This is a genomic window from Bacillus sp. S71, assembly GCF_016625265.1.
In the GTDB taxonomy this organism is placed as follows: Bacteria; Bacillota; Bacilli; order Bacillales; family Bacillaceae_G; genus Bacillus_A; species Bacillus_A cereus.
In genome coordinates this window covers 132,786-158,574 of the sequence record NZ_JACVUW010000007.1, presented here as the reverse complement: position 1 = coordinate 158,574, position 25,789 = coordinate 132,786, and the positions used below count along the sequence as shown (strand labels likewise).

Below are 25,789 nucleotides of genomic sequence, written 5' to 3'. Positions count from 1 at the left end.
GCCTTAGCCCGTTTGCTCATCCTCATTCTTTCTCTTCTCTTCATCTATTAGAACACGGCGCAAAATTTTCCCTACTGTCGTTTTCGGCAATTCATCTCTAAACTCATATACTTTCGGAACTTTATAAGCCGCTAAATATTTACGTGCAAACTGATTTAATTCTTCCTCAGAGCATTCCGTACCTTCTTTTAACACAACAAATGCTTTAACTGTCTCTCCTCGGTACGGATCTGGAACTCCAATTGTCACTACTTCTTGCACTTTTTCATGCTCATATAATACTTCTTCAACTTCACGAGGATACACATTAAATCCACTCGCGACAATCATATCTTTCTTGCGATCTTTTACATAGAAGAATCCATCTTCATCCATGTAGCCAACATCACCTGTATGGAGCCAGCCATCTTGCAATACAGCCGCTGTTTCCTCTGGCTTATTCCAATATCCTTTCATAATTTGAGGGCCTTTCACTACAATTTCACCTATTTCTCCTGGCGGTAATGCCTCACCAGTTTCAAGCGACATAATGATTGCTTCTGTATCTGGCCACGGAACTCCGATGCTACCTGGCACTCGCTTTTCCCATAAAAAATTACTATGTGTAACCGGAGAGGATTCTGTTAAACCATATCCCTCTACTAGTTTACCACCTGTAACTTTTTCGAACTTTTCCTGTACTTCTACTGGCAGTGGTGCTGATCCACTAATACAAGCACGAATAGAAGAAATATCGTATTCTTTTAAAAGCGGACTATTTAAAAGAGCGATATAAATAGTTGGTGCCCCTGGAAACAATGTCACTTTATGCTTCTTAATCGCTTCAAAAACCATTTTCATATCAAACTTTGGAATAAGGACCATTTTGTATCCTTGCATAATACTTAAATTCATAACAGCTGTCATACCATAAACATGGAAAAATGGAAGAACCCCAAGAACGACTTCTTCTCCTTCTTTGCAATTATATAACCATTGAACTCCCATTAACGTGTTAGAGACGAGGTTTTTATGCGTTAACATAACTCCTTTCGGAAATCCGGTTGTTCCTCCTGTGTACTGTAAAAGAGCTAGATCATTTTCAGGATCACAAGGCACCTCAACATTCGTATTCACTTCTTTTTCTACTGAATTCCAAAGATGAATCGTTTCACTCTCTGATACTTTCACAACTAAATTCGACTGTTTTTTCTGCACAAATGGATACAATAGATTTTTAGGGAATGGTAAAAAGTCTGCAATACGAGTTACGATAATATGCTCAATTTTTGTAGCAGATTGAACATTCGTTACTCTTGGAAACACTAAATCGAGACAAAGAATTACTTTTGCTCCCGAGTCATGAAGCTGATATTCTAATTCCCTTTCTGTATACAGTGGATTGGTTTGTACTACGATACCTCCCGCAAGTAATGTACCGTAATAACCAATTACAGCTTGCGGACAATTCGGCAACATAATAGCAACTCGATCACCCTTTTCCACACCGAGTTTTTGAAGATAATTTGCAAACCGCTTCACCTTATCATGGAAGTCCGAAAACGTAATATCCTTCCCTAAAAAGTGAAGCGCTTTCTTTTCTGGGTAGCGAGAAGCCATCTGTTCTACATATCTATGAAGCGGCTGAATATCATAAGAAATCGTACTCGGAATTTCCTCTGGATAACTTTTCAACCATGGTTTTTCCACCTTCATTCCCCCTTCAAATACATAAAAAATAAATGAATGTTCATTCATGATGGTTATTTTCATTATATTATAGTCACCATAACGTTACAATCATAATATTCTGACTTTTATATAACTATGCTTTACTTCATTAACTTCTTATTATATGTAGAAACTCTCTTAATCTTAAAAGAGTAAGAGAGTTTGTCATTAACTTAATCTTATAATTGTTAATACCGCTCCTGGGGTAGTTGTTGATAATGTCGCAACAGCTAACAAACCAAATAATTGCAAACTAATTGCACTCCCCGCCGCAAGAGTCGTAATAATTGTCGCACTAAATGATGTCGTTGCTAATGCAGGAGAATTAATAGTCCCAGCAAGCGGTGCCCCATTAATTGTAATTCGTGAACTAACTAATAATGAAGCCGTTATATTAATTGAATATGAAATATAATAATTACCAGCATTTGCAACCGTAAATACTGTGTTCCCCCCAGACACTGTAATACCTGGACCAATATTCTGATTGTTTGGAAGCGGGACATTTGTTCCACCTAGTAGTACCGATATTGCTGTACCCGACGTATTATTTGCAAATGCGTATGTTGCCGTTATACTTGTGCCTGTTGCTCCTGTTGGACCTGTATCGCCTGTTGCTCCCGTTGCTCCTGTTACTCCTGTCGCCCCCGTTAGACCTGTTGCTCCTGTTATTCCTGTCGCTCCTGTTGGACCTGTGTCGCCCGTTATTCCTGTTGCCCCCGTTGGACCCGTTGCCCCTGTCGGGCCTGTTATTCCTGTTGGGCCTGTTGCTCCCGTTGGACCCGTTGCTCCTGTTGGGCCTGTTGCTCCTGTTGGACCCGTTGCCCCTGTTATTCCTGTCGCTCCCGTTGGGCCTGTTGCTCCTGTTGGGCCTGTTGCTCCTGTTGGACCCGTTGCCCCTGTATCGCCTGTTACTCCCGTCGCTCCCGTTGGACCTGTGTCGCCTGTTACTCCCGTTGCTCCCGTTGGACCTGTGTCGCCTGTTACTCCTGTCGCCCCCGTTGGGCCTGTGCCACCTGTTGCCCCCGTCGGACCGGTTGGACCAACCTTAGGAACTGTCCCATCGCAACTAAAACAGCATGAATCAACATGTACACCATTTTGATTATTACACCCACAATATCCATTTACGTTATTGCTCCATGAAGACATGTTGATCACTTCCTTTACATGCAATCTTTTAAGTACAATCACCGAGTTAGAAAACATCTATCTAAATAACAAAGAAATACTTTACCTATTAGGGATAAACACAGGTTTATTCCATACATTCTAGTAATTATTACATGCGATTCTCACTCCTTTTGCTTGTACTTTCGCCCCATCTCCACAGATTATTAACCATACACATTACACTTTCGTACAGCCAAGTTCCCATTTAAACTTTTCACATTCGCCAATCTTTTTAGTAAAGAGACTTACTCTCCATAAAGTGAAACTTTAATCAGCCCGACTCCCACCTAACTTCTTTGCTCCATCCAAATTTTGAGATGTGAATCTTACAGCCGGGCAAATAACGGGATAAATAACGACTATAATATATAAAAATTCATATAATTTGTTATTTTTCGTCAAAATTTTAAAAATATATTGACACTTAAAATACCCTCATAGTATGATTTGGGTGTTGTAATTGATAACCATTTTCACTTATGGTACTAGTTACAAAAACACTTAATTTGGGGGCAGAAGATGAAGAAAATTCTCAGTATTTTCATAGTAGTTCTTCTATTCGCTGTTGGATGCGGACAGCAAAAAGAGGAGAAAAAAGAAACAAAAGCGGACAATAAAAATCAAGCTATAACAATTAAACACGCTGAAGGGGAAACGAAGTTAGATAAACCAGCGAAAAAAGTAGTTGTACTTGAGTGGGTATATTCAGAAGACTTATTAGCACTTGGTGTTCAGCCAGTAGGGATGGCAGACATTAAGAATTATAATAAATGGGTAAATACAAAAACAAAACCAAGTAAAGATGTTGTAGATGTAGGGACACGTCAACAACCAAACTTAGAAGAAATTAGCCGTTTAAAACCAGACTTAATTATCACAGCTTCATTCCGTGGTAAAGCAATTAAAAATGAATTAGAGCAAATTGCACCAACAGTTATGTTTGATCCATCAACAAGCAATAACGATCACTTTGCTGAAATGACAGAAACATTTAAACAAATTGCAAAAGCAGTTGGAAAAGAAGAAGAAGGTAAAAAAGTATTAGCTGATATGGATAAAGCATTCGCTGATGCAAAAGCAAAAATTGAGAAAGCAGACTTAAAAGATAAAAACATCGCAATGGCACAAGCATTTACTGCTAAAAACGTACCAACATTCCGTATCTTAACTGACAATTCTTTAGCTTTACAAGTTACAAAAAAATTAGGTTTAACAAATACTTTTGAAGCAGGAAAATCTGAGCCAGATGGTTTCAAACAAACAACTGTAGAATCATTACAAAGTGTACAAGATTCAAACTTCATTTACATTGTAGCGGATGAAGATAACATTTTTGACACGCAACTAAAAGGCAACCCTGCTTGGGAAGAATTAAAGTTCAAAAAAGAAAACAAAATGTATAAATTAAAAGGCGACACTTGGATTTTCGGTGGTCCTGAGTCTGCAACATCTTTAGCAACACAAGTAGCAGATGTAATGACAGCGAAGAAGTGATTACACAATGAATAGCTTACAACATACACTTCGAGCAAGTCTTGTATTCGGAGGAGGAGCAGCTCTCTTGCTCCTCCTTTTCTTTATTCATATCGGACAAGGTCAAGCAAACATTTCCTATAGTATGATTATTGATGCTCTTATCTCACCGAACCAATCGCTAGAACATCAAACTTTAATCATGCTTCGATTACCTAGAGCCGTAATTGCCATTTTAGCTGGAGGCGCTCTTGCTGCATCAGGGGTTATTTTACAAACGTTAACGAAAAATCCACTTGCTGAATCCAGTACAATGGGTATTCACTCTGGCGCATATTTCTTTCTAGTAGCGGCTACAATTTTCTTACCGAAAGGTTTACAAATTAATTCTCTTCTGTTCACATTTATCGGCGGTGCTATTACTGCTTTATTTGTATACCGTATTTCTGGTGGAAAAAAGGGAACCCCACTCAGAATGGCATTAGCTGGTATGGTCGTTACATTAATGCTCTCTGCCTTTACCGGAACGATGCAGCTTTTCTATGAAAATGAAACAGCTGGTTTATTTTTATGGGGAGCTGGATCTCTTATTCAAAATAACTGGGATGGCGTTCAATTTGCTTTTCCATTTATCATTATTTCTTTCCTAGTTTTACTATTTATATCTCGTAAACTCAACATTCTCTTACTTGGTGATGATGTTGCTGTTTCTCTTGGTGAAAAAACAGCAGTAACACGTCTTATCGCCTTCATTGCTGCAATCTTTTTAACAGCAGTAATTGTTACTGTTGTTGGACCAATTGGATTTGTCGGCTTAGTTGCACCTCATTTAATGCGCCTTATCGGATACCGTCAACACTTTACTCTTCTTCTCTCTTCTTTCTTATGGGGGGCAGTATTATTGCTTGGAGCAGATGTTGTCGGTAGATTAATAGATCCAACCGGTGCAGAACTTCCTGTTGGGGCAGTCACAGCAATGATTGGATCTCCTTGGCTTATTTACTTAGTTTATCGAATGATGAAGTCGAAACAATATATGAATGATAACGGTGCGAATGCAGCTGGAGCTAGTTCCCGCTATTACTCTTATAAAAAGGTAATCATTATATCTATCACACTTTGTATTGTGACGATTGCTCTTGGTGTTACAATCGGTAGTAACACTTATATCGAAAGCATTACAAATGTTATATCAGGTCAATTAACACAATTTGACAAAAACATGATGATGAATCTTCGATTACCAAGAATGCTCGTTGCCGCTATTGCTGGTGCATGCCTTGCAATAAGTGGGCTTGTTTTCCAAGGTATATTACGAAACCCACTTGCCGATCCTTCTATTATTGGTATTTCATCGGGAGCTGGTGTCGGTGCTTTAACTGTTATGTATGTCTTTCCTGCACTTCCTGGTTTCTTCCTACCAATTGGTGCATTTATTGGTGGACTACTTGCAGTAGGAATTGTCCTCTTCTTCTCATGGAAATCAGGGTTTAGCCCCACAGCTCTTGCTTTAATAGGGATTGGTATTTCTGCACTTGGCTCAGCAATTATTCAAATCTTTATCGTTAGAGCCAATTTGAATGTTGCCGCTGCTTTAACATGGTTATCTGGCAGTACGTATGCAAGAGGGTGGAATCACTTAGAAAATATCATTCTATATCCATCTCTAATTCTTGTATTCATTATCTTTTTCTTAATAAAACAACTTGACGTTCTCGTACTGGGAGACGATCTAGCAACTGGACTTGGGCAACCAGTAAATAAAACACGTCTTGCTCTAATTGTGCTAGCGACACTACTTGCATCAGTAAATATCGCTGCTGTCGGTACAATTGCCTTTTTAGGCCTTGTCGCACCTCACTTAGCAAGAATTGTTGTTGGTATGAACCATCAAAGACTATTCGTTTGTTCAGCACTATTTGGAGCAATCCTTCTTTCTGTTGCTGACTTACTTGGACGTACAATCGCATATCCGAAAGAAATCCCTTCTGGCCTTGTCGTCGCTGTACTTGGAGCGCCTTATTTCTTATGGTTGATGAGGAAGAGTGGGAAGAAGGTTAATTAAAAGACGGCTTCGTTTTAGAAGCCTCCTTTTTATATACTAAATAAAGTGAAACTTTAATTAGTGGGGGGTTCTTCATCCCCACTGATTATTAACCCAAACCAATTGGGCTTTTATGAGCAGTGGATCTCCCACCCAACTTCTTTGCTCCAGCCTAATCTTGAGGTGGGAATTTTACTGCAGGTGAATAGCGGGATAAATTACTCTGATCTCACTAATTTCACAGATTTAGTCCCTCCCATAAACTCATGATGTACAGTTAATGTGTTCTCCTCGAGTTTCAAATCAACCTTCTGTTTTCTTTCTCCCATTAAAAATACAAGCTCTATGGAAATAATCCCTTGGTCCACACTTAATATTCGAAAGTCTCCTATAGTAGTCCCTTTCCCAAAAATATTATGTTCCATAAATTCTCCGCCTGTTTTCTCACTATTAATAGATTCTATTTCCAACCCAACTGGCCTGTCTGTACTTTCTGATGACATCCAAGACCCCTTTAACTTTCCAATATCAGCCTCTTTTTTCTTTTCATTTTTTAACTCTTCCTCTTTTTTCTTTTCATTTTTTAACTCTTCCTCTTTTTTCTTAACTTCTGCTTGTTGAGTTAGTAAGCCATCTATTTGCTTATTCAGCTCTTCGGCCCGTTGATTTTCCGAAATAAATTGTTGATTTTGGCCAGTATCGTTAACAATTTTATTTACTATCCCTTTAGCCTCTTCATACTTTTTATCATTCTTTAACTTCTCTGCCTTTTCCAATTGACCTATATATTGACCTTTTAACTCTTTATGCTCTATGAGCGAATCTTTTTGTTCTTTCGCTTGACTTTGAAGGATTGCGGAACCATCTTTCATCTTTTCTACTTCTTGAAACAAACCTATTGCTTGTTCTATATTTCCACTCGATTTCTCTTTTATCGAACTTATCATCTTAGTAGTTTGGTCTTTTAATACCTTTGCTTCTTTATCATCCTTTTTCTCTTCTAATGCTAGCTCAAATGATGCTACTGCCGTGTCATATTCTTTACTCGCTAACGCCAATTTCCCTTGATCCATTGCTTTTTTATAGGTTTCATTGCTACATCCTACCATTAAAAATAAAATTATGATTCCTAAAATCAATCTTTTCATAATATCCCCCTAAATTAATATAATTCTATATCCACTCAATAGTATCATAAAATTTATATATAAAATTTTAAATACCATCATTAAAACATAAAGGGAACTTGTCATTTCTTCTCGAACTTAATCTATGAACATAAGTAGAGGGGGATAACAATAATGTACCAAACAATTGAAGGCTTCTTGCAATCATGGACATACGAAGCAGAGTCTACTCAGAAAATGCTTGATTCATTAACCGATGCATCTTTATCACAGGAAATTGCACCTGAACATTGGACGTTAGGTAGAGTTGCTTGGCACATCGTGACGGCAATTCCTGTTATACTATCTGGCACAGGGCTAAAGTTTGAAGGAGAATCGAAAGATTATCCTGTTCCAACTTCTGCAAAAACAATTGCAGATGAATACCGTAAAGTAAACGCGGCTTTTGTTGAAACACTTCAAAGTAAATGGACTGATAAAGACTTAGCTACTATTAATGACTTCTTTGGTCGCCCTATGCCGAATTCTATATTTTTAATGACACTCATTAATCATCAAAATCACCACCGCGGACAAATGACGGTTTTAATGCGACAAGCTGGCTTAACAGTTCCTGGCGTATATGGCCCCGCAAAAGAAGAATGGGCTGCGGCTGGAATGGAAGCTCCTAAAATGTAACGACAAAAAAGACAAGATGTTTACATATCTTGTCTTTTTCTGTAACTTGTTTCATGTGAAACTATTTTTTCTTAATGGTTGTTTTATGGAAAAGATAGGTTAAAATGAATACATATTACGAAAAGGAGTAACCAAATTGAATACAAAAAATAAAAAAATAGTTATGGGAACTATTTTACTAACTTCTATTATTGGAGTTATTAGTGTATCTCTTTATTTCACCTATTATGGTACCCCTTGGGGAAAACAAGCAGCAATTACGGAATCAAAAGAATATATTACAAAATATTTTAATCTAGATGCAGAAGTCAAAAACACTTCTTACGATGCTAAAATGAATAGCTATGCAATCTCCTTTGAAACAAGTACCGACGGCGAGTTTACTATCGAATATAAAAGTCCTAATAACTTTAACATTTCTCCAGAAGTGCAAAAGTATTTAAGCACACACTCTAAATTTACAGAGTAGTAACGAAGCGTACATATACAAAAAAGAGTTGGTGTAACGCCAACTCTTTTTTGTATATTCTTATCATACAGTTATATCTTCCTTCTCTATATTTTTAATGCCGTAATATGCAATCACAACTCCAATTGCTGCAAGTGCTAGTTGAAGGGGAAGAAAAGTTGCTGTAGAAAACGCTGGGTTGGTATTCATTGCAATTGATACAACGATAAGAGACGAAACAATTGTAGCTGGCACTGAACGTTTACGCATTCCGAAATATATTGGGATTAAACTTATTCCCGCAGTGGCAATGGCTAAAGGAACCAGTTTTATTCCTTCTTGCGTCAATTGCTCTACTGTAAATGGATTAGGAAGAATTGAAAAATAGCTATCTATCCCAAAGAAAACTCCTACTACTAAAATGTTAGATACAATAACTGTTATACATGTTAATGTTGCTGTAATAACCAACTTACTAATCATCATTTTCTTCCGATTAATAGGATAAGAAAACATAAGTAGTATTGTTTTGTTTTTATATTCACTAATTATTAACCTTGCGATTAACACGCTACCAAAAATAATAAATGTTGCTCTTACTAATGTACTAGCCGTTAACAACATCATCTGTGGATCCCTTATTTCCGGATCCCCTTCTACTTGAGCAACGATGCTCGTAAAGATCATTAATGCCAGTATAGCGATATTTGCAATAATCGCTCTCCTTACATACCATCCAAGCTTAAACTTCTTCATTTCTAGCTTCATTAAACGTAACATGATAGTCCTCCCTCCTCCTAAGACTTAATCAATATAAATGACCCCTGTTTTACTTAAAATCTTCACTTCGTTTTTTGCATCACCAATAGTTCCTTCTTTTATTTTTTCTGTACTTTTATCTTTCTTAAATTCTTTTAAATCCACTATTACGTCAGCCGAATTACTTTTAGCCATAAGCTTCAATGATGCCGGGACACCTTTATACCGTACGCCAATATCCCCTGATTTTGTTTCTACAAATAATGATTTTCCTTCTGTCATATCTTTCAGTAATACTTCCCCAGATGTTGAAGTGATGTTCATATTTTCTTTTTTTACATTTTTTACATAATTATCACCAGTAGTGGAAGTTATATTTACTTCTTGTAATGAACTATCTTTTAACATTAAATCTCCACTTTCGGATGTAAATTCACCCTTCTCTGCCGATAGTCCTGTAATCATTCCATCTCCAGATTTTCCTCTTGTCACGATGCTTTTTACTACTATATCGTTTATTTTCACATCACCCGATTTATTATTTAATACAATTTTATCTATTTCTTTCTTCGGAATAGCTATAGATATACTATTTTTCTTCCTAAACGTAAAACCATAAAAAAATCTGTTCACCTTTTGTTTTTGCTTAATCACAAGTTTATTTTCATCATTTTCTATTTTGACGGGATCTATCTCTTTATCTGCTTGTTCACCTTGAGCGGAAATTACTATTTTATTAGCGTCTGTACTTTTAAATTCAAGATTCCAGTTTTCAATGTCTACTTCTATTGCTTTTATATTATTTATCTCAAAAGACTTTTCTTTCTTAAAATCTTTCCCCTGAAATACCTTAATACCAAAAACTACACTAGCAATTGTAATGAATAATATTGCAATTACTATTATTTTTTTCACCATTCATACCCCAGTTCGTTTTTTGTTTTAAGCTTGCTTCACGCCACATCGATCTTGTCGATTTTACGAAACGATAGATAACTAATGAAAATTCCTAATAAACAGAGGACGATGGGGATAGCTATAAAATCAAACATACTTACTTGACCGTTTCCAGGACCAAAGTTACCACTAATCAGCATACCAATTATTACTGCCGAAGTAATTGTTGTCGGTGTCGATTTCTTTCTCATTCCAAAAAACAAAGGAATTAAACTTATACCAGATATCATAAATGCACTTATAATAGTACCTGGAACGATAGCTATTATTTCACCTATCGTAGCAGGTGCTTCAATCAGTCCCATCATTGGACTCACAAAATATACGAGCAAACTAATAATGAAAGTCGCAATAATGGTACTCACAAAACAAAAACAAAAAACAATTGTTAATTTCGCACTCATTAGCATTTTCCTTTGAAGCGGATACATAAATGATAGTTGTATCGTTTTATTCTTATACTCATCAATTACTAAACGTGATAAAATGACCGAACTAAAAATAATGAATGTTATCCTAATAAAAATATTTACTAAAGCCATATTCTGTGTGAAGTCAGAGAAGAGCATGTCTTCCTCGGCTTTCATTCCCAATGCCATAAGGCTTACTGCAGCGAAAATTGCTATAATACAAATTGCTACACTTTTAAAGTAACTAGATAATTTATGTTTCTTCCATTCGAGCTTCATTAATTTAAACATATAAATTACGCCTCCATTCTTTATATACCTGTCTCTACGCTGCTAACATTCTAATTCCAGCAGTAACGAAGCTTAACATTCCTATCACTAGTACACTGAACAACCATTTCCGCTCTGGTTTTCTATAATATAAAATTCCACTTATTAGCATTACGATAAATCCACTTACCAGGTTCAGCCACAGTCCATTAAGCATGAATACCTTCTCCATCCATTACATTTAAGAAATATTCTTCTAAGGAACTATGTTTCTTATTAATACTTTCAATTTCCACATCGTTCATAATAAGTGCTTTTGAAATGGCCTGCTGAGACGCTGACGTATCATACACACGAATCATGGTTCCACTCATTATTTTGTAGTTTTTTATACCAAGTTTATCTTCTAAAATATAAACTGCACGTTTCACATCAGGAACAGTGATTTCAATGTACTCTGTTTGTTTTCCGTTAATACTCTTCATTGAAACTTCTTTTATTAGTTTTCCATTTTGAATAACACCAATTGTATCCGCCATTAGTTCCATCTCACCTAAAATATGACTAGAAACTAATAATGTAATACCGTATTCTTTGCAGAGCATTTTAAATAAGTCTCGTAACTCTTTAATACCAATTGGATCTAAACCGTTAATTGGTTCATCTAAAATGAGCAATTCTGGCTTTGTCACGATTGCCCTTGCAATACCGAGTCGTTGTTTCATTCCTAATGAAAAATCTTTTACTTTTTTATTATCTATCCCTTGTAGTTTCACTAAATGTAAAGCATGGTCAATTGCATTTTTATCGTAGTAGCCCATATATTCACAATGCAGGTCTAAGTTTTCTTTCGCCGTTAATTTATCATAAAAGATTGGGTATTCAATAATTGTCCCCATTCTTTTTAATACTTCATAAGATGTATCTGTTAATTTCTCACCGAAGATTTCAATATCACCACTCGTCGGTTTTATTAAATTTGTAATCATTTTCATAATCGTTGTTTTACCAGCACCGTTTGGTCCTAAAAAACCGTAAATTTCTCCTTTTTTCACATGCATGTTAACACCGGAAATAACTTCTTTCCCTTTAAACACTTTCGTTAACTGGTTTGTTTTTAATATATATGTCATGTTACTTTCCCCTTTCGCAATACTCTATATTTCTATAATAGACAACGGAAATCTCTTTTTTCTTACCCGTTTCTTACAAATTCCTTACGCTGAAAAAAAGCTTGTAGAATCTACTGCTCTACAAGCTAAAACTGCATCTTTGTTAATACAATTGTAAAAATTGTTTTTTCATACGGTTTACTAGAAAGGTGAATTTTTCCGTCCATCGCTTCCACAAGCCGTTTCGTAATCGTTAATCCTAGACCGCTCCCTTGGTACAATCTATTTCTTGAATCTTCAAGTGTGTACATACGCTCAAATACTTTATCAATATGAGATTCATCAATCCCTTTTCCTTTATCCCATACGTCTATATACACACTCGTTTCATCATCTCTTAACGTCATACCAAGTGCCTTTCCATCGTCTCCATATGTAATCGCATTTGATATTAAATTATTCAATACCCTACCAAATACTTCTACATTTCCAAGTGCGTATATATTTCTTTCTGGTATATCAATATGAACCTGAAAACCTTTCGTCGTCACTAAATCATAAAAAGATAAAATCTTCTCCCGGCAAACTTCATTCATATTTACTTTTGTCATTTCAATTGCTTTGTCACCAGATTCTAATTTTGCCAAGTCAAAAAACTTATGAATTAACTCCATCACTTCTAGTGTTTTCGTATGCACTTTTTCAAGTAATATTTGTTGTTCTTCTTTATTTATCGTTTTATCCTTATTTAACATTTCTGTATATCCAAGAATAACTGTTAGTGGTGTTTTCAAGTCATGCGAAATATTTGAAAGCATTTTTCTCATCGAAATTTCTACTTTTGCATGATCTGCATTCGTTTTCTGTTTTGCATCTAATAATTGATTAATTGCCACTAATAATTTTTGCAATTCTAGATCATCTGTCATAACGAGTAACGTCTCGCCTGTTTTGTCATTTACAATACTTTCTAACTTTTCATATGTGTATCGTAAATTTTTACTACTATTTTTTCTCATTCTATATTGCATATAAATAACACATAACAATATAAAAATAATACCTATTAACAAATTGACCATATTACATCACTTCCAACTTATAGCCGATGCCCCATAACGTTTTAATATATTCTGGATTAGATGGATCACTTTCGATTTTCTCACGCAATCTTCTCATATGAACATTAATAACGTTATCATCACCGTAATACTCTTCATTCCAAACTAACGTATATATTTGCGCTTTTGTAAATACACGATTTTGGTTCTTTACGAATAGCTTTAAAATCTCAAATTCTTTTAAAGTAAGTTTGAGAGGCTTCCCGTTTTTTTCAACTGTAAAATTAATTGGATCAATTGTTAAATCACCAATTTGAATCATTTTTTCTATTGTTTCTGTAGCCGAGTATTTCGTAGACCTCCGAATACCTGCTTTTACACGTGCAGCCAATTCAATCATAGAAAACGGCTTACAAATGTAATCATCTGCTCCAAGTCCTAATCCAACAGCTTTATCAACATCTGTATCTTTTGCCGACATCATTAAAATCGGAACTGCACTTTTTTCACGAATAATACGTACAACCTCTAATCCGTCTAACTTTGGCATCATTATATCAAGGATTACTAAATCAAAAGATGATTTAAAAAAGGCTTGCACCCCTTCTTCTCCGTCAGACGCAATCGTAACTTGAAAGCCTTCCTTTATTAAATACTTTTCCACCATCTCTTGAATTGAAATATCATCTTCCACTAATAAAATATGATGTGACATATGTCTATCCCCTTTTTACAAACATTAACATGCTAATTGTATCGTAACGAATGAACACTGTGAAGAATAATATGAATTTTCAAACCAACTTCCCTTCCTTCCATAACAATGATATGATGAAATTTACTACGATAGTTCATAATTAACTTTATATAAAGGAGACTTATCATGTCAGAAAACAAAAAAGTAAGCTTAGCTGATTTAATGCGCGAACAACTTGCAAAGAAAAAGCAAGGTAACGGTAATGGTCAGAATGCCAAAAACCAAAGCCAAGAAACAAAAAAATTACAAAACCAACAAACGAAGAAAACAAACAACCAACGTAGACGTACAGGTGTATAAATGAACGGACAAAAACGTTCTAATATCGCACCCGGCCTTGAAGTTGATATTGTATTAAAACAAGATCAACGCACCGGCAAATTAACACGTGGAATTGTAAAAGATATTTTAACAAACTCCCCTTCCCATCCGCATGGCATTAAAGTACGATTGCAAGACGGGCAAGTCGGTAGAGTACAAAATATCGTTCAATAAGAAAAGGAGCTCAAGTAAACTCGAGCTCCTTTTCTTTATTACCCTTTAATTTTCTCGATGAAAACTACTTTTAAATAGTCTCCTTCTTTAAATTGATCAATGGTACGGAAATCTTCTGGTAAAGAATGTTCTTCTAATATTTTATATTTGCCATTCATTTCTTTAAATGCCGTATCGATAAAGCCTTTAAACTTTTTCATATCGAACGCACTACAATTTGTAGAAGCAACGATAATCCCGTTATTTTCTGTAATAGCAATTGTTTCTTTTAATAAATTTTTATAATCTTTCGCTGCACTAAATGTATATTTCTTTGAGCGTGCAAAGCTTGGAGGATCAAGTACGACCATATCAAATTTCATCTTTTTCTTCGCTGCATATTTGAAGTACAGAAAGACATCTTCTACAATAATATCTTGTGCTTCATAATCAACTTCATTTACACTAAACTGCTCAATCGTTTTACTTAAACTACGATTTGCAAGATCCACACTCGTCGTTTTGCTCGCTCCGCCAAGCGCTGCAAATACAGAGAAAGCACCTGTATAAGAGAACATATTCAACACGGTTCTTCCCTTTGCATATTTATCACGAATTTGTTTTCGCACGTTACGCTGATCTAAAAATACACCAACCATCGCTCCGTCATTTAAATATACAGCGAAGTTCACACCATTCTCTTTTACGATAAGCGGGAACTCACCGCGCTCTCCTGCTACGAAATCATCACCTTCAATGTATTTCCCTTTCGTATCAAAACGCTTTTTCTCATAAATGCCTTTAAAGTTTGCTACTTTTTGAAGAGCTGCTATAATCTCATCTCTGAAAGTGTAAATCCCTTCACTATACCAACTTACTACGTAGTAGCCGTCATAGTAATCGATAATTAATCCACCAAGACCATCACCTTCACCATTCACCACACGGAATGCTGTCGTATCACTTGATTTATAAAATTGTTTTCGTTTATGTAAGGCAGATTTGATTTTACTTTCAAAGAAAGATTGATTAATTTGTTCACTCTCTTTTCTCGTTAAAATCCAGCCGTATCCTTTATTTTGTTTTCCATAATAACCTTTTCCGACAAAGTTGTTCTTCTCATCTACTACTTTGATGATTGTCCCTTCTTCACGAACATCGTTTAAATTTTGAATTGCATCTTTTAAAATAAGTGGATATCCACTTTTAATTTCTTTTATAAATTTCGGTTTTATTTTTATAGTTACTTCTGATCGCATATAATAACTTCCTTTCCATTTGCATGCTTTCTCTATAGGAAGCATTTAAAAAACGAGCCTGAAAAAACAGCCTCGTTTCACTATACCATATTATTGCTTTGCTAGTACAACTCGCTCATTCTCACACTTAACCGCCACATATTTACTACGTTTTGAAATGGAACTCTCACTGTCCAAAATAATAGAAAAAATTATATATTTCACATTTACCATTGACATTGATAATGATTTTCATTATCATTTAATGTATATGAGTTCTTGAAAATATAGCTACATTTATAGGAGGAATAAACATGATTATTGTTACAAATACAGCTAAAATTACAAAGGGAAATGGACATAAATTAATTGAGCGTTTTAATAAAGTAGGTAAAGTTGAAACGATGCCAGGCTTTTTAGGTCTAGAAGTTCTTTTAACGCAAAATACAGTTGATTATGATGAAGTAACAATTAGCACTCGCTGGAATGCAAAAGAAGATTTCCAAGGTTGGACAAAGAGCGCCGCATTTAAAGATGCTCACTCACATCAAGGCGGGATGCCAGAATATATTCTTGATAATAAAATTGCTTACTATGATGTAAAAGTTGTACGTATGCCAATGGCTGCAGCACAGTAAAAACAGTTCTTTTTTTTAGTATAGAATATGAGAAGCGTTATCTATCACTTCTCATATTCTATACTTTTTTCTTTAATTTCTTTTTACTAATTTTGCATGTACAACTAGCCTTCCAGCCTCTGGATCAAGCGCATAGTCACAAGTAGAAAGTGTTACAATTTCATCATTAGCCGTCAATTCCGTATCCGTTTTGTACAGTGATTTTTCTTGAATTTCCTTTAAGAACGATGTATATGCTGCATCATTTTCAAAATCCGTTTCAATGTAATAAAAGTCCGTTGTTGTCGTGTATACTGAAAAAACTTCAACGTCGTATCCTTCAAATAATGTATCGTAATATAATTTACGATGGGACATGAAAAAGTCTTCGTCCAACATCTTTTTTAAACTCCCAAACATAGAACCGTCTTTCATACGATGACCATATAAAATCGTATTTCGATTTTGAGATTTCACATCATTACGATGGTCCATAAAAATGCTTCCCGCTCTCATATCTTCACCTTTATAATTACGAAATAAATAGTAATCATTATCTTTTGCTTGAACGATTGGATAATTAATTTGTGTATCATCCATCGTAATCCATCCGACTATCTCTGGATTAATTTTCTGGAGATCCTGAAACTGTTTACGTACCTCTCCGTCTTCCGATTTTTCTTCCATTGGACTTCTTTTATAAATATGTTGTGCCTCAGCCATTACTTTACGATTTTCATAATAATCCATGAAAATTCCGCCCAACTCATACATTGAATAGAAAAAGATTCCTAAAAACGCAATTGTAAGTATGCGTTGAAAAAAAGAATTCTTTTTCCGTCCTTTCTTGCTATTCAAATTATCACCTCAAAACGGATTATGCTCAGCCTTTAGATTCCCATAGGTACCATGTACAATCCGGTATCTTCATCCTGCTTTACAATGACATCTACACCATATATTGCTTTAACCATTTCTTCTGTTATTACATCATTAGGATTACCTTTCGTAATGATCTCTCCATCTTTCATAACGATAATATGGTCGCTATAACGAATGGCTTGATTAATATCATGTAATACCATTACAATCGTTAGTCCATACACTTCATTTAACTCTTTCACTAACTCTAATATTTCTAGCTGATAGTAAATATCTAAATATGTTGTCGGTTCATCTAAGAAAAGCATTGGTGTATTTTGAGCTAATGTCATTGCGATCCAAACTCGCTGCCTCTCTCCACCAGATAAAGCATAGATTGGCTTATCACGCTTACTTTGTAAATTCGTGCATACTAGTGCGCGCTCTATCGCTTCTCTATCTTCATCTGTTTGCGGAGAGAAAATATTTTTATATGGCATACGCCCAAAGCTTATTAGCTTTTCCACTGTAATATCTGCTGGAGCCTCATTTTGTTGATGGACAACTGCTAGCTTTCTAGCAAACTCTTTCGGTTTATATTCACTAATCGCTTTCCCATCAAGTATTACTTCTCCACTGCTAGGAACGTGATTTCTAGACATGACACTAAGTAATGTTGATTTCCCGCATCCATTCGGGCCGATGATTGTTGTAATTTTCCCAATTTCTATTTCACTACTAACAGACTTTAAACGATTTGTTACGTTATCGTATGAAAAGGTTACATTTTTAATTTCCATGAACTTTATCACTCTTTCTAAGCAAGAATATTAAGAATGGACCACCAATAACCGCCATAATTGTTGCTGCTGGAATTTCGTTAGGTGGCACAATTAACCTTCCAATCGTATCCGCCGTCAAAATTAATAACGCGCCTGCAAGAGCAGAAAATGGAATTAGTACTTTATGGTCTGAACCGACTAATTGTCTTGAAATATGCGGAACTAGTAATCCTACAAAAGCAATAACACCTGCAATCGCTGTTGATACTGCCGCTAAGAGTACTGCAATGGCAGAAATAATAAGACGAACTCTCGTCACGTGCAAGCCTAAGTTTTTCGCAGTCTTATCTTGTAGCGATAATAAGTTACACCAAGCTCCTACGAACAGAGCAAGAATAAGACCAATCGTTCCATAAGTCACCATTATTTCTACATCGCCCCACGTCTTCATTGTTATGTTAGAAGTCGTCGTTTGCTTAATACTCTTAATAAAATACCCACAAATCGTAACGAATGATTCATTTAATCCAGTAAACATCGCATTAATGGCAATACCAATTAAAATAATGCGAAGCGGGCTTAACCCTGACTTCCATGAAAACGAATAAACGAGATAACACGCAAACGCACCACCTAAAAAGGCGAATACGGGTGTCCAGAAAAAGAATTGCGGGAACAATGTAATAATAACGAGTGTCATAAAACTAGCTCCTGAAGATATACCGATTACCCCAGCATCAGCGAGTGGATTCTTCATAACAGCTTGAAAAAGCACCCCTGAAACAGCAAGAGCCGCTCCAGTGAACAGCGCAATAATAATACGCGGGAAACGTAAATCTTTAATGACTTCAACATCTTCATTCCCACCTGTAAATATCCCTTGCACAAGTTCAACAATACCTACTTCTAAACTCCCTTTCATCGCTGACAATGATGTCATAACAATGAGCAATGCAGTAACAATGAGGAAACTCCAAGTTTTTTTATTCATTCTGCTCTTCCTTTATATTAAAATGCATCACGGATACATCATTTTTTTCAATTCATCTAACGCTTCAATTGCTGCTAAATTGCCTGTCGTTCCAAATAAACGCTCTTCTAAATCGTAAACACGGTTATTTTTAACCGCAGCAAAGTGTTTCCAAATGTCATTTGTTTTAAATTCTTTATCAAACATTTTTACAACTTCATCAGGCATACCATGAGCTGCTCGTAAAATAATATCTGGATCAGCTTTCTTTAAATACTCTGTATTAGAAGCTAAATATTCTACTTGTTCACCTTGTACAATATTTTTACCACCTAGTTGTTTCACTAAATCTCCAATATAAGAATGCTCTGTTGCTACTAAATAACTGCCCGGCACACCTAATAAAATTAGCACTGTCGGTTCTTTCTTTCCTTTTACTTCCTTTTGAATGCTAGCAACCTTTTTGTCTAACTTAGTTACTACTGCTTCAGCCTGTTTTTCACGTCCATATTTCTTACCTAAATCGCTAATAGAACTTTGCATATTTTTTAAACTCGTTAAATCTAAAAAGTTTGCTTTCATACCCACACCATCAAAAACTGGCTTTAATTCATATTCAAGTGTTGTCACAGATAACACTTCTGAAGGCTTTAATGACTTTACCTTTTCCATATCTGGACTCATTGGATTCCCAACTTCAGGTAAACCTTTATATCGCTTCGGTAAAGTTTTAGAACTTGTTGGAACGCCGACTAAATCTACTTCTAACGCATCCATAATTTCAGTAACAGCCACTGTTGTTGCAACAACGCGCTCCTTACTCTCACTCTTTACCTGCTTTGCTGTTTCTTTTTTTTGTGATGAGCACCCGGCTATACTCATTAACAAAATGATAGCCATTAGTACACTTACGATTTTCTTCACTCTCAATCACCACTCCCTTCCATACAATATGAAACAAGTCTTGATGCACGCGCACATGCATCAAGACTCCAAAAATTACAATCTACCTGCTCTATATTTACGAACTAGTAAAGCAAGTGAACCTAGCAGTAACACCATGTATAAACCAAGTTGTGCTGTATCTGCAGTTTTTGAGTTTTTCTCTTTTTTCGAATCATTTTTTGTATCTTCTTTTTTCTTCTGACCATCTGCATTTCGGTTAAAATCAGGAGTACCTACTGTTTTTACATTATCTACTTTCGGTGTAGTCACTGGATTTTTCGGTTCATTTTTCGGTTCCTCTTTAATAGTTCCTAACGCGCCGATATTATTTGTATCAAATTGAATTTGTACATCGTAGAAATGATGGTAGTTCATCTCATCGATGTCTACCTTTACTTTTGCGTTTAATTTTTCAAATAGATCTTCTACTTCAAACTGTACTACTCGCGTATTTGCATTTTTATCTTCGCTTACTACTTTCGCATCAGCGAATAGTTCCTTGTTTTCCGTTTGGAATTTCGTAATCCACGCACTATTTTTCAGCGTCATCTCAATGTATTTTTTACCATCTTTTACGATTAATTTCGCTGGATTTACAACATAGTCATTCATCTTTGAAATCTCATCTGTTTTATCTTTTAATACTTTAAATGTAATATCATATTGGCCATCTACTAAATTTTTCGGATCAACTATTACTTTCGGGTTATTATTTCCTCCTTGGTTGTCATTTCCACCCTGGTTGTCGTTTCTTCCTTGGTTGTCGTTTCCACCTTGGTTCCCTAAAGCTTTAATACTGTCTTGATCAAATACAAATTGAACATCGTAGAAATGGTGATAATTCATTGAATCAATATCTACTTTTACTTTTGCATTTAATTTTTTAGACAAATCGTTTACTTCTACTTCTACTACTCTTGTATTTTGTTCTTTATTTTCACTTAACACTTTTGCATTAACGAAAGAACCATTCTTCTCAAATTCAAATTTCGTAATCCATGTACTATTTGTTAATGTAAACGATACGTATTTCTTACCATCTTTTACTTTTAATACACCTGGGCTTTTTGTGTATGTGTTCATCATTGAGATTTCATCTGTTTGATCTTTTAACACTTTAAAGCCAATGCTGTATTCACCATCTTTAAGAGCTTTTGGATCAATTGTTGTGTTATTATCTTGGTTGTCGTTTCCACCTTGGTTGTTATTTCCACCTTGGTTATCTAACGGCTTAATGCTACCTTTATCAAATGCAAATTGAATATCGTAAAAATGGTGATAATTCATTGAATCGATATCTACTTTTACTTTTGCATTTAACTTTTTCGATAAATCTGGTACTTCTACTTCCACTACGCGTGTATCAGCTTTTTTATCTTCACTTATTACTTTCGCATCAACAAACGAACCATTTTTTTCAAATTCAAATTTTGTAATCCAAGAACTGCTCGTTAACGTAAATGATACATACTTCTTACCATCTTTTACTTTTAGCACACCTGGACTTTTTGTATATGTGTTCATCATTGAAATTTCGTCTGTTTGATCTTTTAATGCTTTAAAATTGATGCTGTATTCACCATCTTTAATTGTTTCAGCATCTGGTTTTTTATTTTCATCTGGTTTTTCTGCTTCTGGTTTTTCTACTTCCGGTTTTTCTACTTCTGGTTTTTCTACTTCTGGTTTTTCTACTTCTGGTTTTTCTACTTCTGGTTTTTCTGCTTCCGGTTTTTCTACTTCTGGTTGTTTCTCTTCATTTTTAATTTGTTCAAGTTTATCTTGTTCAAATAAAAGTTGTACATCATGCGTTTGCTTATAATTTCTTGATGCCATTTCGATAAATACTTTTGTATTTAGTTTTTTAGATAAATCGTTTACTTCAAACTCTACTACTCTTGTATCTTTTTCCTTATCCTCACTCACTACTTTTGCATCAACAAATGCGCCATCTTTTTCCGTTTGGAAATTTTTAATTAATGAGCTACTTTTTAGTGTTACAATTGCTTTTTTCTTACCGTTTTCTACTTTTAATACTCCTGGATTTACCATGTAAGTATTCATCTTAGATTCTTCATCTGTTTGATCTTTTAATACTTTAAATGGAATGCTGTACGCACCATCTGTAATTGTGTTAGAATTTGGTTGTTGATCTGGGTCAGGCTTTTGGTCGGGCTTCTGACCTGGATCGGTAGTTTCATTTGGATCTGGCTTATTAGCTGGGTCCTCTTTTTCATTTGGTTTTTCTACATGAATTGGTGTAATGCTATTTTGATCAAATGCAATACGAACGTCGTACTCATGATGATAATTTAAAAAATCAATATCTACTTTTACTTTTGCATTTAATACCTTCTCTACATCTTCTACATCAAATTCTACTACTCTTGTGTCTTTTTCTTTATCTTCACTAATTACATTTGTCGCAACTAGCTTACCTGCTTTTTCTGTTTCAAACTTCGTAATCCATGAACTATTCGTTAATGTAAAGGATACTTTCTTTTTCCCATCCTTCACTTTTAAAGTTCCCGGGCTTACTGAATATTGATTCATCATCGATTCTTCATCTGATGTATCTTTTAAAACTTTGAAGCCAATTGAATATTCACCGTCAGCCAACTTGGTAGCTGCTTGAACTGCAAGTGGTTGTAATGTTGATACGAATGTAAATATCATTAAAAACATAGCAACAATAATTTTTGTATACCTGTTCAATGGAACGACTCTCCCTTTTGAAAATTATTTAATACTGTTCCCATCAAATACAAAGCGAATATCATACGAAGCATTATAATTAATAATTGGAATATTAATTTTCACCTTGCCATTTAGTTTTTTTGACAAGTCAGCAACTTCAAATTCTACAACTCTAGTATTATCTTTTTTGTTTTCACTTAACACGGTTGTTTCTACAAATTGACCATCTTTTTCTACTTGGAAACTTTTAATAGAAGCACTATCTTTCACTTTAAATGAAACATATTGTTTTCCATTTTTAACTGTTAATGTTGCTGGGCTTTCAAAATAACTATTCATTCTAGACGATTCATCTTTATCGCCTTTCCATACAGTAAAAGCAATATTATATTTTCCATCAGCTAGTTTTGTAGCAGCCTTTGCATCTTGTAAACCTAGTGTTGCGATAAATGTAAATAAAACAGCAAATACGGCAATAATCATTTTAAATTGTTTAAACATATATTCATCACCCTTCAAAAGATTTATTTACTCAATTTCACTTTACGAATTAAGAAAGCACCTGAAATAAGAATTAACGCTGCAAACAATCCAATACGTGCTTCATCGCCTGTTTTTGGGTTATCTGTTTTTTCAGCTTTTCCATTTTCATTTTTTGTTTCTTTGTTCGCTTCTTTAGCTGTTTCCTTACTCTCTACTTTTGTTTTCTCTTCTTTTACTTGTGTATCTGTTTTCGCTTGATCATTATTTTTTGTTGTAGCAGCTACGCCGTTATCGCCACCTACAGCTTTTACATTTGCATCAAAAGCAAAACGAATTGTGTAGTGGTGGTCATAGTTTGCATTTGGTACAACAACATGAATTTTTACAGCTGCTGGTTTGGATAAATCATCTACTTTAAACTCTACTGTTCTTTTATCTGCCGATTCATCTTTACTAACAACTTTCGCATCAACAAAATTCCCGTTCTCTGGTGCTTTAAATTCTGTAATCCAAGCACTATGATTCATCGGAACTTGTACTCTCATCTCACCGTTTTTCACTATTAATTTTGCTGGCTTTTCAAAATAGTCATTTGCCATTGAAGCTGAATCATTTTCCGCTTTTTGAATTACGTAATTAATATCGTAAGTACCATCAGCTAGTTTTGCTGAAGCATTCCCGTATGGCATTACAAGAAAAGCTAGCATACATACGAACGTTATAATAAAAGCGGGTAATACAGAAACCTTTTTCATTTTTCTTGTTTCCTCCTTTGTTATCTTTCACTTCACTTTTTGAAAATGATAATTATTCTCAATTTATAAGAAAAAAATAATCTCTTCTACCTATTATTTAATTAGCATTCTTTTATGTAATATAAGCATTATTGATTATCATTCTCATTGAATGTTAAAAATAATATCTCACCCTATTCCTTATATGAAGGCATAGAAACTGAGAAAAAATTTCAAAACTTATTTATTGATTATCATTCTCAATATAAATCAAAAAAAATAAACTATCTCTTCTCCTCTTCTTTCACCTCTTCCCCCTAACAACACTTTAGTTATAGAAAACCCTTTTCCCTCACTTCCCTTCCAATATTTCCACAACTAAGTCAATCTTAGCCTACTCATAAATTTTTTGTCAACTATATTACGTATAAAATTTTTAATATCTGAATTTCTCTATATGTGGCTTTTTCTACAAAAAAAGAGACTTTCTATTATAGAAAGCCTCTTTTCTCTATTTTTCTACAGCAATTTCCTGCTTTTGAAACTTAGAAATTATATAACCAAATCCTATACCGATTATGCCTGGAACTAACCAACCAATTCCTACACTATATAATGGAATCTTATCTAAAATAGGTGCTAGCGCTGCAATTTGAAGGTTTGCATTGTGTAACCCATCAAAGAAACTTATTGCAAATGCTCCTACAATCCCTCCCACATACATCGCTAATGGAAGACGAACGTAGTTTTCAACAAGTGATAATACGATAAGTACGATTCCAATTGGATAAATGGCGATTAAGATTGGTAATGCTAATGCATTTAACTGAGTTAACCCAAGGTTTGCTACCATAAATGCTAATACACAGAAAATGAAAACGACTTTTTGATAAGAAAGCTTTGGTAATAAGGAAGAGAAGTAATCACCACAAGCTGCAACAATACCTACAGAAGTTGTTAAACATGCTGCTGTAATTGCGATCCCTAGTAATAAAGTTCCGTAGCTACCAAATAAATGATTCACGACATTTGTTAAAATAATTCCTCCGTTTGCGCCCATTCCAAGCGATACACTAGAAGCTCCAAGATACGCAAGCGCTAAATATACAAGTAGTAAACCAAGTGCTGCAATAAATCCTGCAAAGATTGTTACTTTTGCAATACTATTTTTATTTGTAATGCCTTTTTCTTTTAACGCATGAATTACAACATTTCCGAAAACAAGTGCTGCAAGTCCATCTAAAGTTAAATATCCATCAATAAATCCTTTGAAGAGAGGAGCACTATACGCTTCTGTCGGTGCACCAAATTCTCCAATTGGTGTAATAAGTGCTTTACCTACGATAATTGCAATAACTGCTAATAATATTGGAGTTAGTACTTTACCAATACGCCCCACTAATTTCGAAGGATTTAAAGCTAAATAGAAAGTGACTGCAAAGAAAATAAGTGTAAAGATAACAAGTGGATATGACTGACCAGCTATCTCACTTGGTAAAAACGGTGCAACACTCATCTCATAAGCTACTGTTCCTGTACGCGGCACACTTACGAATACGCCTAAACATAAATAAATTGCAGTGATAAAAACAAGTGCGAATATAGGATGTACACGTCCTGCTAGCTCATTAATATCTCCCTTTAAAGCTATAACAATTACTCCTAATAAAGGTAGTCCAACCCCTGTTACGATAAAACCAAACAGCGCGATCCATACGTCCGTTCCAGCACCTTGCCCTAACGCTGGTGGAAAAATCATATTGCCTGCACCAAAAAACAGTGCAAATAACATTAAACTTATTGCAAACATCTCTGAAAACTTTAAAGATGATTTCATTTCTACTAACCTCCTAAAATAATCAATTGACAAAATATTCTGAATTGAAATCCGTCACATATCCTCTTTCAAGCATACTTCCCCGTAAAAAGAACGCAAAAAACACCCGTCCCTAACAAAGGGACGAGTGTTGAAATCGTGGTTCCACCCTTATTCTAATAAAATGAATTTATAG

General features: G+C 35.0%; 26 protein-coding genes and 1 other annotated feature (1 of these 27 running past the window's edge). Of the genes, 7 read left to right on the top strand and 19 right to left on the bottom strand.

Annotated features, from left to right (window positions below; genetic code table 11):
* Positions 1 to 3: 3 nt before the first annotated feature.
* Together IBT51_RS17350 and IBT51_RS17345 are read right to left on the bottom strand one after the other, a co-directional pair.
* A complete protein-coding gene (locus IBT51_RS17350; RefSeq protein WP_000414744.1) occupies positions 4 to 1,689 on the bottom strand; it encodes a long-chain-fatty-acid--CoA ligase in 1,686 nt (561 codons plus the stop codon).
* A gap of 189 nt (positions 1,690 to 1,878) precedes the next feature.
* Positions 1,879 to 2,862, bottom strand: a complete 984-nt coding sequence (locus IBT51_RS17345) for a BclA C-terminal domain-containing protein (RefSeq protein ID WP_200458503.1) — start codon at positions 2,860 to 2,862, stop codon at positions 1,879 to 1,881.
* A gap of 540 nt (positions 2,863 to 3,402) precedes the next feature.
* On the opposite strand from IBT51_RS17345, the gene IBT51_RS17340 reads away from it, so the two are divergent.
* Together IBT51_RS17340 and fhuB are read left to right on the top strand one after the other, a co-directional pair.
* A complete protein-coding gene (locus tag IBT51_RS17340) occupies positions 3,403 to 4,377 on the top strand; it encodes an ABC transporter substrate-binding protein (RefSeq protein ID WP_000722821.1) in 975 nt (324 codons plus the stop codon).
* A 7-nt stretch (positions 4,378 to 4,384) separates the two neighbouring features.
* A complete protein-coding gene (gene fhuB, locus IBT51_RS17335) occupies positions 4,385 to 6,421 on the top strand; it encodes a Fe(3+)-hydroxamate ABC transporter permease FhuB (RefSeq protein WP_200458502.1) in 2,037 nt (678 codons plus the stop codon).
* A 197-nt stretch (positions 6,422 to 6,618) separates the two neighbouring features.
* Here the strand turns inward: fhuB and IBT51_RS17330 are convergent, their stop codons facing one another.
* A complete protein-coding gene (locus IBT51_RS17330; protein ID WP_200458501.1) occupies positions 6,619 to 7,548 on the bottom strand; it encodes a tetratricopeptide repeat protein in 930 nt (309 codons plus the stop codon).
* A 153-nt stretch (positions 7,549 to 7,701) separates the two neighbouring features.
* Here IBT51_RS17330 and IBT51_RS17325 point away from each other — a divergent pair, with 153 nt between their 5' ends.
* Positions 7,702 to 8,205 (top strand): DinB family protein, encoded by a 504-nt coding sequence (locus IBT51_RS17325; RefSeq protein WP_000284973.1) that lies wholly within the window; start codon positions 7,702 to 7,704, stop codon positions 8,203 to 8,205.
* Positions 8,206 to 8,341: 136 nt separating this feature from the next.
* Positions 8,342 to 8,674 (top strand): YfjL-like protein, encoded by a 333-nt coding sequence (locus tag IBT51_RS17320; RefSeq protein ID WP_088024417.1) that lies wholly within the window; start codon positions 8,342 to 8,344, stop codon positions 8,672 to 8,674.
* A gap of 63 nt (positions 8,675 to 8,737) precedes the next feature.
* On the opposite strand, the gene IBT51_RS17315 is transcribed toward IBT51_RS17320, so the two are convergent.
* The 7 genes from IBT51_RS17315 to IBT51_RS17285 all read right to left on the bottom strand — a co-directional run bounded on the left by IBT51_RS17315 (position 8,738) and on the right by IBT51_RS17285 (position 13,937).
* Positions 8,738 to 9,433 carry an ABC transporter permease gene (locus tag IBT51_RS17315; protein ID WP_200458500.1) on the bottom strand — a complete coding sequence of 232 codons (696 nt, stop codon included), beginning with the start codon at positions 9,431 to 9,433 and terminating at the stop codon, positions 8,738 to 8,740.
* Positions 9,434 to 9,457: 24 nt separating this feature from the next.
* Complete coding sequence (locus IBT51_RS17310; RefSeq protein ID WP_140155671.1) at positions 9,458 to 10,330, bottom strand: DUF4097 family beta strand repeat-containing protein; 873 nt, start codon at positions 10,328 to 10,330, stop codon at positions 9,458 to 9,460.
* 35 nt (positions 10,331 to 10,365) lie between these two features.
* Positions 10,366 to 11,070, bottom strand: a complete 705-nt coding sequence (locus IBT51_RS17305) for an ABC transporter permease (RefSeq protein ID WP_200458499.1) — start codon at positions 11,068 to 11,070, stop codon at positions 10,366 to 10,368.
* A 34-nt stretch (positions 11,071 to 11,104) separates the two neighbouring features.
* Entirely contained in the window at positions 11,105 to 11,266 is a 162-nt protein-coding gene (locus IBT51_RS17300; RefSeq protein ID WP_075719099.1) for a hypothetical protein, read from the bottom strand.
* Positions 11,259 to 12,182, bottom strand: coding sequence for an ABC transporter ATP-binding protein (locus IBT51_RS17295; RefSeq protein WP_088024405.1), 924 nt, complete (start codon positions 12,180 to 12,182; stop codon positions 11,259 to 11,261). The genes IBT51_RS17300 and IBT51_RS17295 overlap by 8 nt, the downstream gene beginning before the upstream one ends.
* Positions 12,183 to 12,307: 125 nt before the next feature.
* Positions 12,308 to 13,243, bottom strand: coding sequence for a HAMP domain-containing histidine kinase (locus tag IBT51_RS17290; RefSeq protein ID WP_098679999.1), 936 nt, complete (start codon positions 13,241 to 13,243; stop codon positions 12,308 to 12,310).
* A 1-nt stretch (position 13,244) separates the two neighbouring features.
* Positions 13,245 to 13,937 (bottom strand): response regulator transcription factor, encoded by a 693-nt coding sequence (locus tag IBT51_RS17285; RefSeq protein ID WP_075719095.1) that lies wholly within the window; start codon positions 13,935 to 13,937, stop codon positions 13,245 to 13,247.
* Positions 13,938 to 14,105: 168 nt separating this feature from the next.
* Between IBT51_RS17285 and IBT51_RS17280 the strand changes: the two genes are divergently transcribed.
* The gene (locus IBT51_RS17280; protein WP_001293578.1) at positions 14,106 to 14,279 is read left to right on the top strand and encodes a hypothetical protein; all 174 of its coding nucleotides are present in this window, start codon (positions 14,106 to 14,108) and stop codon (positions 14,277 to 14,279) included.
* Entirely contained in the window at positions 14,280 to 14,474 is a 195-nt protein-coding gene (locus IBT51_RS17275; RefSeq protein ID WP_001014310.1) for a YwbE family protein, read from the top strand.
* Between the two features lie 38 nt (positions 14,475 to 14,512).
* Here the strand turns inward: IBT51_RS17275 and IBT51_RS17270 are convergent, their stop codons facing one another.
* A complete protein-coding gene (locus IBT51_RS17270; protein WP_053563583.1) occupies positions 14,513 to 15,712 on the bottom strand; it encodes a class I SAM-dependent rRNA methyltransferase in 1,200 nt (399 codons plus the stop codon).
* 293 nt (positions 15,713 to 16,005) lie between these two features.
* On the opposite strand from IBT51_RS17270, the gene isdG reads away from it, so the two are divergent.
* Complete coding sequence (gene isdG / locus IBT51_RS17265; protein WP_000587818.1) at positions 16,006 to 16,329, top strand: heme oxygenase; 324 nt, start codon at positions 16,006 to 16,008, stop codon at positions 16,327 to 16,329.
* Between the two features lie 72 nt (positions 16,330 to 16,401).
* Here isdG and srtB read toward each other — a convergent pair whose 3' ends face one another.
* From srtB to brnQ6, 8 genes are all read right to left on the bottom strand, one after another.
* Positions 16,402 to 17,166, bottom strand: a complete 765-nt coding sequence (srtB, locus tag IBT51_RS17260) for a class B sortase (protein WP_016080128.1) — start codon at positions 17,164 to 17,166, stop codon at positions 16,402 to 16,404.
* Positions 17,167 to 17,198: 32 nt separating this feature from the next.
* Positions 17,199 to 17,969 carry an ABC transporter ATP-binding protein gene (locus IBT51_RS17255; protein WP_000403765.1) on the bottom strand — a complete coding sequence of 257 codons (771 nt, stop codon included), beginning with the start codon at positions 17,967 to 17,969 and terminating at the stop codon, positions 17,199 to 17,201.
* Entirely contained in the window at positions 17,959 to 18,942 is a 984-nt protein-coding gene (locus IBT51_RS17250; RefSeq protein ID WP_001036841.1) for a FecCD family ABC transporter permease, read from the bottom strand. Before IBT51_RS17250 ends, IBT51_RS17255 begins: the two co-directional genes overlap by 11 nt.
* A 27-nt stretch (positions 18,943 to 18,969) precedes the next feature.
* The gene (gene isdE / locus IBT51_RS17245) at positions 18,970 to 19,851 is read right to left on the bottom strand and encodes a heme ABC transporter substrate-binding protein IsdE (RefSeq protein WP_140155672.1); all 882 of its coding nucleotides are present in this window, start codon (positions 19,849 to 19,851) and stop codon (positions 18,970 to 18,972) included.
* A 69-nt stretch (positions 19,852 to 19,920) separates the two neighbouring features.
* Positions 19,921 to 22,578, bottom strand: a complete 2,658-nt coding sequence (locus IBT51_RS17240) for an NEAT domain-containing protein (protein ID WP_200458498.1) — start codon at positions 22,576 to 22,578, stop codon at positions 19,921 to 19,923.
* Positions 22,579 to 22,602: 24 nt separating this feature from the next.
* Positions 22,603 to 23,061, bottom strand: a complete 459-nt coding sequence (locus IBT51_RS17235; RefSeq protein ID WP_000476164.1) for an NEAT domain-containing protein — start codon at positions 23,059 to 23,061, stop codon at positions 22,603 to 22,605.
* A gap of 23 nt (positions 23,062 to 23,084) precedes the next feature.
* Positions 23,085 to 23,798, bottom strand: coding sequence for a heme uptake protein IsdC (isdC, locus tag IBT51_RS17230; protein ID WP_023523143.1), 714 nt, complete (start codon positions 23,796 to 23,798; stop codon positions 23,085 to 23,087).
* A 490-nt stretch (positions 23,799 to 24,288) separates the two neighbouring features.
* The gene (gene brnQ6 / locus IBT51_RS17225; RefSeq protein ID WP_071731434.1) at positions 24,289 to 25,614 is read right to left on the bottom strand and encodes a branched-chain amino acid transport system II carrier protein BrnQ6; all 1,326 of its coding nucleotides are present in this window, start codon (positions 25,612 to 25,614) and stop codon (positions 24,289 to 24,291) included.
* Positions 25,615 to 25,730: 116 nt separating this feature from the next.
* Positions 25,731 to 25,789: a binding site (T-box leader), on the bottom strand (it continues 197 nt past the right edge of the window).